Source organism: uncultured Demequina sp. (assembly GCF_913055775.1).
GTDB lineage: Bacteria > Actinomycetota > Actinomycetes > Actinomycetales > Demequinaceae > Demequina.
The window spans coordinates 1-10,123 of the sequence record NZ_CAJXJX010000102.1 but is presented as its reverse complement, the minus strand read 5'-3'; the positions used below and the strand labels follow the sequence as shown (position 1 = coordinate 10,123).

Annotated in this window: 10 protein-coding genes and 1 pseudogene; 6 read left to right on the top strand and 5 right to left on the bottom strand. The window is 71.4% G+C overall.

The genetic code is table 11. From position 1 onward, the window contains the following. Positions 1 to 328 (bottom strand): TRAP transporter large permease subunit (locus tag QZ483_RS10425; RefSeq protein ID WP_297083706.1); only part of this gene is annotated, 328 nt, incomplete at its 3' end. After that, positions 325 to 864 (bottom strand): TRAP transporter small permease, encoded by a 540-nt coding sequence (locus tag QZ483_RS10420; protein ID WP_297083704.1) that lies wholly within the window; start codon positions 862 to 864, stop codon positions 325 to 327. The genes QZ483_RS10420 and QZ483_RS10425, both read right to left, overlap by 4 nt. Positions 865 to 982: 118 nt before the next feature. On the opposite strand from QZ483_RS10420, the gene QZ483_RS10415 reads away from it, so the two are divergent. Beyond that, positions 983 to 2,767 carry a sugar phosphate isomerase/epimerase and 4-hydroxyphenylpyruvate domain-containing protein gene (locus QZ483_RS10415; RefSeq protein ID WP_297083698.1) on the top strand — a complete coding sequence of 595 codons (1,785 nt, stop codon included), beginning with the start codon at positions 983 to 985 and terminating at the stop codon, positions 2,765 to 2,767. 5 nt (positions 2,768 to 2,772) lie between these two features. Here the strand turns inward: QZ483_RS10415 and QZ483_RS10410 are convergent, their stop codons facing one another. From QZ483_RS10410 to QZ483_RS10400, 3 genes are read right to left on the bottom strand one after another with little or no spacing between them, the layout of a single operon-like run. Beyond that, positions 2,773 to 3,546 (bottom strand): GDSL-type esterase/lipase family protein, encoded by a 774-nt coding sequence (locus QZ483_RS10410; protein WP_297083696.1) that lies wholly within the window; start codon positions 3,544 to 3,546, stop codon positions 2,773 to 2,775. A 6-nt stretch (positions 3,547 to 3,552) separates the two neighbouring features. After that, the gene (locus tag QZ483_RS10405; RefSeq protein WP_297083694.1) at positions 3,553 to 4,722 is read right to left on the bottom strand and encodes a glycosyltransferase; all 1,170 of its coding nucleotides are present in this window, start codon (positions 4,720 to 4,722) and stop codon (positions 3,553 to 3,555) included. Next, the gene (locus tag QZ483_RS10400; RefSeq protein WP_297083693.1) at positions 4,719 to 5,888 is read right to left on the bottom strand and encodes a glycosyltransferase family 1 protein; all 1,170 of its coding nucleotides are present in this window, start codon (positions 5,886 to 5,888) and stop codon (positions 4,719 to 4,721) included. Before QZ483_RS10400 ends, QZ483_RS10405 begins: the two co-directional genes overlap by 4 nt. A gap of 111 nt (positions 5,889 to 5,999) precedes the next feature. Between QZ483_RS10400 and QZ483_RS10395 the strand changes: the two genes are divergently transcribed. The 5 genes and pseudogenes from QZ483_RS10395 to QZ483_RS10375 form a co-directional block, all read left to right on the top strand. After that, the gene (locus tag QZ483_RS10395) at positions 6,000 to 6,611 is read left to right on the top strand and encodes a copper resistance CopC family protein (RefSeq protein WP_297083691.1); all 612 of its coding nucleotides are present in this window, start codon (positions 6,000 to 6,002) and stop codon (positions 6,609 to 6,611) included. 24 nt (positions 6,612 to 6,635) lie between these two features. Then, on the top strand, positions 6,636 to 7,865 hold the full coding sequence (locus QZ483_RS10390) for an MFS transporter (RefSeq protein ID WP_297083688.1): 1,230 nt from the start codon (positions 6,636 to 6,638) through the stop codon (positions 7,863 to 7,865). 31 nt (positions 7,866 to 7,896) lie between these two features. Then, entirely contained in the window at positions 7,897 to 8,814 is a 918-nt protein-coding gene (hemC, locus tag QZ483_RS10385) for a hydroxymethylbilane synthase (RefSeq protein WP_297083685.1), read from the top strand. 1 nt (position 8,815) lies between these two features. Beyond that, positions 8,816 to 9,637: a uroporphyrinogen-III synthase gene (locus QZ483_RS10380; RefSeq protein WP_297083681.1), complete on the top strand. Its 822-nt coding sequence runs from the start codon at positions 8,816 to 8,818 to the stop codon at positions 9,635 to 9,637. A 50-nt stretch (positions 9,638 to 9,687) separates the two neighbouring features. Then, a pseudogene (locus tag QZ483_RS10375) lies at positions 9,688 to 10,123 on the top strand (porphobilinogen synthase); the annotation flags it as partial.

The window sequence follows — 10,123 nt, the reverse complement described above, 5'->3', positions numbered from 1 at the left end:
CTGACCCGCTCATCCACGAGAACGCGACGGACGTGCCGACTGCGACGTAGCCCAGACTGCCACGCACGCGCGAGAGCGCGGCGAGAGCGAAGCGGAAGAAGCGCTCGGCGATGCCGGTGTGGTTGGCGAGCGTTCCCAGCAGGACGAACAGCGGCACGGCCAGCAGCGGAAAGCTCGCGGCGGCGTTGGTGACGTGGCGCAGCGCGGTTCCCGTCGATTGGTCGATGACCGCCATGTACACGAGTGAGGGGCCCAGGAAGGCGAATGCGACGGGCACCCGCAGGACGAGCAGGACGGCAATGCCGAGGCCGAGCAGTGCGAGCGTCATGCGGTCGCCTCCTGCTGCTCGCGCTCGGCAGGAGTGCCGTGCAGCGCGACGTCTACGGCCGCTACTGATGCGCGCAGCGCGGTGCTGGCGGCTCCCAGCAGCACGGGCACGTAGACCCACGACATGGGCAGGCGGAGCACTGGCGACTTGATGATCGACTGCGTCTCGACCAGCGCCCAGGCCTCGAGAGTGAGGCCCACTCCGGTGGCCGCGACCACGACGAGCGCGAACACCTGGATGGCGCGGACCAGCCGCGGGCTCGGGAGAGTGTCCGCGACCTCGAGCGCGATGTGGCCACGCGCCGTCACGAGGTATCCGATGAGCCCGAAGGTCAGCCACACGAGCGAGAAGCGCGCGATCTCACCCGTCCAGGCGATCTGGTCGATCGGGAGATAGCGCTGCAGCGCTTGGTAGAACACCAGCGCCAGGATGGCCAGCATCGACAGGCCGCCGATGGTCAGCTCCACGCGGCCCAGGACCCGCAGCACGCGCTGCGTGACGGTCCAGGCACCACGACTCTGTGGCAATTCGGTCACGAGACTTCCTTGTTCGTTCCGGGGGCCGAGGCCGGCCCTCAAGCGTCAATGTACCGATGGGTACATTCCATGGCAAGTACTTCGGCGAAGAAATGTACAGGGTGGTACATTCGGCCGCATGCGCACCTCGATCGCCACTGTCTGTCTGTCGGGAGATCTCGTACAGAAGCTTCGCGCGTGCGCGGACGCTGGCTTCGACGGCGTCGAGATCATGGACGCGGATCTTATCGCCGCGGATGAGTCTCCCGAGGAGATCAGGGCGCTGTGCGATCGGCTGAGACTGACCATCGACCTGTTCCAGCCCTTCCGCGACGTCGAGGGGGTGGCGCCCGACGTCTTCGAGCGCACGCTGCGCCGCGCCGAGTCGAAGTTCGCCGTCATGCGTCGGCTCGGGGCGACCACGATGCTCGTGTGCTCGAACGCCGGCACCGCGACGGACGGTGACGATGCGACGGCGGCACGGCAGTTGGGCGCGTTGGCCGATGCGGCGGCGCCGCACGGGATCCGGATCGCCTACGAGGCTCTCGCCTGGGGCCGCTTCGTCAACGACTATCGCCACGCCTGGCGCCTGGTCGAGCTCGCCGACCGTCCCAATCTGGGCACGTGCCTCGACAGCTTCCACATCCTGTCCAGAGGCCACGACCCCGCGGAGATCGAGGACATACCAGGGGAGAAGATCTACTTCCTGCAGCTCGCGGATGCGCCTTCGCTCGACATGGACGTGCTGTCCTGGTCTCGGCATCATCGGCTCTTTCCCGGTGAGGGGAGCTTCGCCCTCGTGGACTTCCTTGGCCACGTCTGGCGCGCCGGCTACGACGGCCCGCTGTCGCTCGAGGTCTTCAACGACACGTTCCGCCAGACCGATGTGTCTCGCACGGCCGCGCACGCCCGCCGGTCCCTGGCGTGGCTTGCGGACCGGACGGCTGCCCAGCTCGGGTGGGACGACGGGCAGGTGGGCGGTGCGCAGGTCCCGACCGGCTTCGACTTCGTCGAAGTCGGGGGAGCGGCGCTCGACGACGTGGATCAGGCACTGGGCCAGTTGGGTTTCACGTTCCGGGGTCGCCACCGCTCCAAGCCGGTGCGCCTGTGGACCGCAGGAGACGCGCGCATCATCCTCAACGAGCAGGTGAGGGACCAGACGACCCGCGTCACCGGGGTGGGGCTCACCGTTCCCGACGCCGATGCCGCGGCAGAGCGTGCGTTCGCGCTGGGTGCACCGCAGGCCTACCGGCGCACGTACACCGGAGAGCAGGTGCTGCGCGCTGCAGCGTCGCCGGACGGCACCGAGGTCTATTGGAACGACCCCTCGCCGGAGAAGGACTGGGAGTCCGAGTTCATCGGCGGCGAGGACCGGCCGGGACCGCTCCGCGGCGTGGTCGATCACGTCAACATCGGGTACCCCTGGCACGAGTTCGAGGAGGCGCTGCTGTTCGCCGGCAGCGCCCTAGCGCTCACGCCGGAGCCCGTGTCCGAGGTTCCCGGCCCCATGGGTCTGCTGCGCAGTCAGGTCATGCGCACGGCTGATGGGTCGGTGCGTCTTCCCATGAACCTCGCTCCACCCACCGCGCCGGTCCCATGGCGACACATCGCGATTCGCTGTGCAGATGTCCTGGATGCGGCCCGCCGCGCGCGCAGCGCCGGATTGCCGCTGCTGCAGGTGCCAGACAACTACTACGACGACATCGACGCTCAGTTCGGCGATCTCATGGAGCCGGGTCTGCTCGATGAACTGCGCGAGAACCACCTGTTCTATGACCGCGACGGCGACGCCGAGTTCATCCATCTGTACTCGCAGGTGCATGGCTCGGTCTTCTTCGAACTGGTCGAGCGGCGGCGTGGGTACGACGGCTACGGCGCGGCGAGTGCACCTGTCCGGATGGCGGCCCAGCGGCGATCCGCCTGACGGGCCTACGCCCGCACCGGCCGCTGCGCGCGTCTCTCCTCGAGGAGTTCGTGGGTCACGACGCGGGCGACCTGCGGGATCAGGTCCCGGCTGCGCTTGACCGCCCAGGGGGCGCCGTTGCGCACGAGCCACCAGGCACGCGCGTGCACGCGAGGGGGGCGAGGAGGGTCGGGAACGGGGTGCACGAGCGGCCAGTCCGCGCGGAGTTCGTGGACGGCTGCGGCGGCGAGACGTCGGTGGCCGAGTGGCGACGGGTGGATGCGGTCGATGTGCCATGCCCGCGGTCCCGCGTCGCTGAACACCGCGCCCCCGTGCACCAGCGTGGCGCCTGCAGCGTGGGCGGCGGCGACGATCGCGCCGTTCGCCGCCGCGATGCGGCGCGCCATGACCGCAGTCACTGGTGAGGGAAGCAGGTCGAACAGGCCGATGCGGTCGATGGTCAGGACGAGGATGCGGCGGCGGGGCGCGGCGAGGGTCGCGAGCGCGCCGCGCAGAGCCTGCTCGACCTCGGCGGCGTCGAAGTCGCCGCGCAGGACGTCGTTGCCGCCAGCACTCGCGAGCACCACATCGGGGTGGACCGCCACCGCCGCGGCCACCTGCGACCGCGTCAGGTCCCGCGCGCGTGTCCCGTTCTCCGCGAGATTGGCGAACGCCGCAGCGCCGAGCGCGTAGGCGGTGTGCGCAGCCCAGCCCACGTCGCCCGTCGGGTGCTGCGTCCCGTCGCCGACCCCGAGCGTGAGGGAGTCGCCGATCGCCACGACGGTCGGACGTTCGGCCATGGCCGCCTACCTCCCAGAGCTCTGGGGCACCACGGTTGCGGGAGGGACGTGACGCGGACGCGGCGCAGCGCCATGACGGGCGAGCATGGCGTCGATGCACGCGCTCCACGGCAGCTGCTCAGCCCGCTCACGCGCCCGCTCTCGACGCACGCGGGCGTCGCTGTCGAGGAGCGTCTCGATCGCATCGGCCCATGCGGCGGCGCTGCTCGCCGCGCTCGCGCCGCCGCCGCCCACGACGTCCGGCAGCGCCGACTCGGCGTTCACGACCACCGGGGTCCCCGAGGCCAGCGCCTCCAGAGCGGCGAGGCCAAAGGTCTCGATGGGTCCCGGAGCGAGTGCGAGGTCGGCGGTCGCGAGGAGTCGCGCGAACCGCTCGCGGCCGGACACGAATCCCAGGAACGTCACCGGCAGCCCGTCCGCGCGCTCGCGCACGTGGCGCTCGGCGGCGCCTGTGCCGGCGCAGACCAGGCGCACGCGCCGACCCCGTGCCACCAGCTCGCGCACGGCCTCGACCGCGAGCTCCGGCCGCTTCTCGCGCGACAGCCGGGAGCCCATGAGCAGCAGAGTCTCGTCGGGGGCCGCCAGCGCGTCGCGGACCCCGGCGTCGGCGTGCGACGGATGGAAGAGTAAGAGATCGACGCCGAGCGGCACCGTCGCGACCGGCGCGCCGATCCTCTCGAACTCGCCCGCCGCAAACGGCGTGGTTGCCACCACCTGAGAGAAGTGCCTGGCAGTGACCCTGTTGTGGGCGTTGGCGGCGGCGACGATAGGTGCGGCGCGGCGCAACCATGCCGGTGTGTAGGCGGCGATCACACCGTCCGCGCGCTCGTGGGCGAAGAAGGTGCTGGGAATGCCGCGCTGGCGCGCCCATCCGCCCAGTCGGCGCAGCGTGGTGCGATCGGAGACTTCGAGAACATCGGGGCGGTACTCGCGCAGCACCGTGCGCACCGCACCCACGCGGGTGATCACGCGATAGCCGCCGGACCGCGGCAGCACCGGCGCCGAGATCGTGACGCGCCTGCCGTACGGGGTGCGATCGTCCGCATCCTCGGGCCCCGGGACGACCATGAGGTACTCGTGACCGCGGTCGAGGTAGCCGCGACCCAGTTCGTGCATCGCGGTGCGCAGGCCGCCGGATGCCGGGCCGTAGAAGTTGGCGACGTGCGCGATCCTCACGAGGGCACCTCCTCGCGGCGCTGGGTCGCGGCGCGGCGCAGCGAGGCCTCGGGATGAGCGGCGATCGCCTCGTCGTAGTAGTCCATCAGCAGGTCGCACACCGATCCCCAGGTGCGGGACTCGACACGCGCAAGCGCCGAGGCCGCGAAGGCCGCGCGAACGCCCGGATCTCCGACCAGGGCGCTGACCGCCGCGACCATGCCGTTCAGGTCGCCAGGCTCGTACAGGAAGCCGTTCGCGCCGTGGTCCACGAGGTCGATCGGGCCCCCGCGGCGCGGCGCGACCACGGGCACCCCGGATGACTGCGCCTCCTGAATGCCCTGGCAGAAGGTCTCGAGCTCGCCGCAGTGCACGAACACGTCGAGGCTCGCAAGGGCGGCCGCCAGCGCGTTGCCGCGCAGGTAGCCCGTGAAGATCGCTTCAGGCAGCAGCGCCTCGAGCCGCGCGCGCTCGGGGCCGTCGCCGATGATCACCAGGCGAATGCCGTCAAGCTCGGCGAGGCGCGCCAGGTCCTCGACGCGCTTCTCCACTGCGAGCCGTCCCGCGTAGCCCACCACCACGTCGCCGTCGCGCGCCCACGCGGCCCTGAGCGCATCGTCCCTCCTGGCAGGGTCGAAGCGGCGGGTGTCCACGCCGCGCGGCCACAGTCGAAGCCGCGGGACGCCGACGCCACGGAGCTGATCCATCGCGTACGTGGAGGGCGCGAGCGTCAGCCCCGCACGTGCGTGGATCTGCACCACGCGGTGCCACAGCAGCGGCTCGCCCCAGCCCACGCGATACCGGTCCGCGTAGCTGGGGACCTCGGTCTGATAGACCGCGACACTCGGCAGGCCCAACTGCTCCGCGGCGCGCACGCCGGCCCAGCCGAGCATGAAGGGCGACGCCAGGTGCACGACGTCGGGGCCGAAGGCGTCGAGTTCGCGTGCCACCCGAGAGACCCGCGAGAGCGAGACTCGGACGTCGTCGTAGCCGGGCCACCCGAACGCGGGCAGTCGCACCACGCGGGCGACGCCGTACCGTACGGGTCCTGCAGATCGCTTGGCCTCCGGGGCGATCACGAGAGCCTCGTCGCCCCGTGCGGAGAGGTGCTCGATCACCCGCAGCAGGGAGTTCGTCACTCCGTTGGCGTGCGGGAGAAAGGACTCTGCAAGCAGCGCGACCCTCACGCCTCCCATTGTCACGAGGGGCGTCGCCGTTCGGGTTCACGATCACCCGAAGGTCCCGTGAACCTTGGGTGACGTGAAGGTGACGCCGACGGCCGATGCGAGAATGAGCGCATGCGCTCCCTCACCTTCGCGCGGCTCACCCGCGCGCTCCTGGTCTCCCTGGCGGTCGCCGTGACCGCGGTCGTGGCGCTGGGCCCTGCGGCGACCGCGCACACGGAGCTGCGATCCACGACCCCGGGCGAGGGAGAGACCGTCGAGGCGCTGTCCGACGTGACGCTCGACTTCTCGAGCGGGCTTCTCGAGATCGGGGCTGAGCTGTCGATCGTGGACGGCGGTGGCGAGACCCACGTTCTCGAGCCGACCTTCCCCAGCGAGACGTCCGTGGCTGCCGCGGTGCCCGGTGGGATCGCGCCCGGAGACGCGGAGCTCGTCTGGCGCGTCGTCGCGGAGGACGGGCACCCCCTCCAGGGCGTCGTGGCCTTCACCTATGCGCCCGTCGAGGCCGCCGATCCCGCCCCCAGCGATGACCCCTCGCCGGAGCCCGCGCCCATCAGTGCCGAGCCGAGCCCCGCCGTCGACGTGTCGCCTGAGTCCGACATGGGGAGTGTCGACGTGGACGAGTCCGAGGAGTTTCCTGGCTGGGCGCTCCCCGTGATCGGTCTGGCGCTGGTCGCCAGCGCCGCAGTGGCGGTCCTCGTCGTGATCCGGCGGGGCCGCTCATGACGGCGTTCGCGTAAGGACCGCATCGTGACGGACCTTCCCGCAACCGTCGACGCTGGCCAGCCCAGGTGGCGCGTGCCGCGCACAGCGCGGGACCCCCGCGCATGGCACGTGCTCGCCGCGTTCGCGGTCGTGGGCTTCGTGATCGGCATCTCGCAGAACGGTGCCGCGGGTGTGGTGCAGGACCAGGTGAAGGACCTTGACACCACCGTGGACGTCCTCGGCTTCACGATGGTTGCGTACTCGCTGGGTGTGGTCGTGGGCGCGCCACTGCTCATGGTGGGGCTCGGCCGCATGGGACGGCGACCTCTCCTGATCTGGATGGCCGCCACGTTCCTCGTCGCGACCGTCGCGACCGTGGTTGCGCCCACGGTCGAGGCGTTGATGGCAATCCGGTTCGTCGCGGGCCTGCCGCACGGCGCGCTCCTGGGCGTCGCATCCTTCGTCGCGATGACCGTGCTGGGCCGCGAGCGGCGCGGCAAGGCCGTATCCATCATCATGCTGGGGCTCACCACGTCCCTGATCGTGGGCGTGCCCTTCGTGCAGTGGCTGTCGAACGCCGCGGGATGGCGCGCGGCGTACGGCGTGATCGCGATGATCGCAGCCGTCGCGCTCGTGGGCGTGTGGGCGTTCACGCCCGACGTGCCGGGCTCCGAGCATGCGTCGCCGCGCTCGGAACTGCGGGCGCTGCGCGGCAGGCCGCTATGGACGGCGATCATCGCGATCACGATCGGCTTCGCCGGCCTGGGAGCGGTGTTCTCCTACATCGTGCCGCTGCTCGAGGTCACCAACGGCTACAGCGCGGATCAGGTGACGTGGATCCTCGTGATCTGGGGTCTGGCGATGACGCTGGGCGCCTACGCGGGCGGGCGGCTCACCGACCGTTCGCACCTGGGCGCGGGCCGCCTGGGGCTGGCGCTGTCCGCGGTTGCGCTGCTCGGGATCGGGCTCGTGGGCGACGTCCCGCTCTTCACGGTCGCGCTCTTGTTCCTGCTCGGCAGCTCGATCCAGGTGTTCTCTCAGGCCTCGCAGGTGCATCTCATGGATGTCATGCACGGCTCGCCGTCGCTCGGCTCGGCCCTCGCGCACGCCGCCCTGAACGCCGCCACGGCGGTGGGCACGGGACTCGGCGCGCTCGTGATCGCCGCGGGCTGGGGCTATCAGGCACCGGCCTGGGTCGCGCTGGTGCTGGCCGCTGTGGCGATGGTGCTCATCACCGTCGGACCGGGCTATCGGAGCCCGGTCCGCGAGGGCTGAGCGGCCGTGTGACTGTGAAACGATAGGACCCATGAAGCTTCGTCTGGGGACCCGCGCCTCGACCCTCGCGCGCACTCAGTCGGGGATGGTCGCTGACGCGATCGTCGAGCGCGCCCAGCACCGGGGTGTCGACCTCGAGGTCGAGCTGGTCGAGATCACCACGCACGGTGACATCTCCCGGGGCTCGCTCGTGGGCCTGTCGGAGGTGGGCGTCTTCGTGGCGGCACTGCGCGAGGCGGTCATCGCAGGGGAGTGCGACCTCGCGGTCCATTCGCTGAAGGACATGCCCACGACGCCCCACCCCGGACTCGAGGTCGCGGCGATCCCCGAGCGCGTGGACGTGCGCGACGCACTGTGCACCGGGGGCACGCCGCTGCGCGAGCTGCCCGAGGGCGCCCGCATCGGCACCGGCTCGCCCCGGCGCGGTGCTCAGCTGCTCGCGCTGCGTCGTGACCTGCAGGTCGAACCTCTGCGCGGCAACGTCGACACCCGGCTGTCGAAGGTGGGTGCTGAGCTCGACGGCGTGGTGCTCGCCGCGGCGGGTCTCGAACGTCTGGGGCGCCTCCACGACGTCACCGAGTTCCTCGATCCTGCGGACATGCTCCCCGCGCCCGGACAGGGAGCGCTCGCGATCGAGATCCTCCCGGACGCGGACCGCGAGTGGGCAGACGTGATCCGCTCGCTCGACCACGCGCCCACGCGAGCGGCCGTGACTGCGGAGCGGTCGCTGCTGTCCGTGCTCGACGCGGGATGCTCCGCCCCGGTCGCGGCGTACGCGACCGTGGAGGCCGACGTCCTGTCGCTGCGCGCCCGCGTGGTGGACGCCGCTGGCACGCTCGCGCTCAACGAGTCGATCCAGGGTCCGGCCTCGGAGGCCGCGTCGCTGGGGCGCTCGACCGGATGGACGCTGATGGGCCGGGGTGCCGGCCGCCTCATGGGAAGGACGTGACATGGACCTGACAGCCCTGCGCGGAAGGCGCCTGCTGGTGCCCGTCACCGCTGAGCGGAGGCATCTCGCGGTGCGGCTCGCGGAGGCCGGCGCCGAGGTCGAGGAGGTCGAGTTCATCGCGATCGCGCCCACCGAGAACCCCGAGGCTCTCGAGGAGGCCACCCTGTCGTGGTGCGCCGGCGACTACCACTGGCTGGCCGTCACCAGTCGCAACGCGCTCAGCGCGATGGACGCGATCGCGAAGGCTCGTGGCGTCGATCTCGCCGCGCCGCTTCCGGACTCGAAGGTCGCCACCGTGGGCGAGGCCACGCGCGCCGTGTGCGCAGGCCTGGGCCTCGACGTCGAGCTGGTGCCCTCCAAGCGCCAGAACGCACGGGGCATCGTCGAGGAGTTCCCGAAGGGACCGGGCAAGGTGCTGGTACCCCTGGGAAACCTGGCGGCACCCGTGCTCCCGCGTGGGCTCGAGCGCAAGGGATGGTCGGTGACCACGGTGGAGGCCTACCGCACGGTGGACGGCCCCGGCGTGGGACGCCAGCTGCGCGAGCAGATCGAGGCCGGGGAGTTCGACGCGATCCTGCTCACCTCGGGATCGGTGGCCCAGCGCCTGGCGCGCTCGGGCGCATCGGTCCCGGACGGCACTCTTGTGGTCGCGATCGGTGACATGACTGCGGCTGCCGCACGAGCCGACGGGCTCCCGGTCGCCTCGGTCGCGACCGCGCCGTCCTACGACGGCATCGTCGCGGGCCTTCTCGAGGCCCTCGACCCCGATGTGGCGGAGAGCTACGACGACGCCGATGCGGCGTCCCAGGAGGAGCCCGCGTGACCGTCCCGGGCCCGGACCGGCGGCCCCGCCGCCTCCGCACCACGCCCGCGATGCGCAGGCTGGTGCGCGAGACGCGCGTGCATCGCGCGCAGCTGGTGCTGCCCGTCTTCGTGCGGGAAGGGGCCGAGGCTCCTCGCGAGATTCCGTCGATGCCCGGGGTTCAGCAGCACACGCTGGAGTCCCTCGCCGGCGCCGTCGACGCCGCAGCCCGGGCAGGACTGGGCGGCGTGATGCTCTTCGCGGTGCCCGAGCGCCGGGACGCGACAGGGTCGCAGGCGTGTGAGCCCGACGGCATCCTCAACGTCGCGATCGCGCGCGCAGTCGAGGCCGCCGCGGGCCGGCTCGTGGTCATGGCGGATCTGTGCCTGGACGAGTTCACCGATCATGGCCACTGCGGAGTCCTGGCCGAGGACGGCGCTGTCGACAACGACGCGACGCTCGAGATCTACCGTCAGATGGCGGTCGCGCAGGCAGCGGCGGGTGCTC

Coding starts and splice junctions, on each gene's coding strand:
- QZ483_RS10415 (WP_297083698.1), top strand. CDS start 983: ATGCGCACCTCGATCGCCACTGTCTGTCTGTCGGGAGATCTCGTACAG.
- QZ483_RS10410 (WP_297083696.1), bottom strand. CDS start 3,546: ATGGCCGAACGTCCGACCGTCGTGGCGATCGGCGACTCCCTCACGCTC.
- QZ483_RS10395 (WP_297083691.1), top strand. CDS start 6,000: ATGCGCTCCCTCACCTTCGCGCGGCTCACCCGCGCGCTCCTGGTCTCC.
- hemC (WP_297083685.1), top strand. CDS start 7,897: ATGAAGCTTCGTCTGGGGACCCGCGCCTCGACCCTCGCGCGCACTCAG.
- QZ483_RS10380 (WP_297083681.1), top strand. CDS start 8,816: ATGGACCTGACAGCCCTGCGCGGAAGGCGCCTGCTGGTGCCCGTCACC.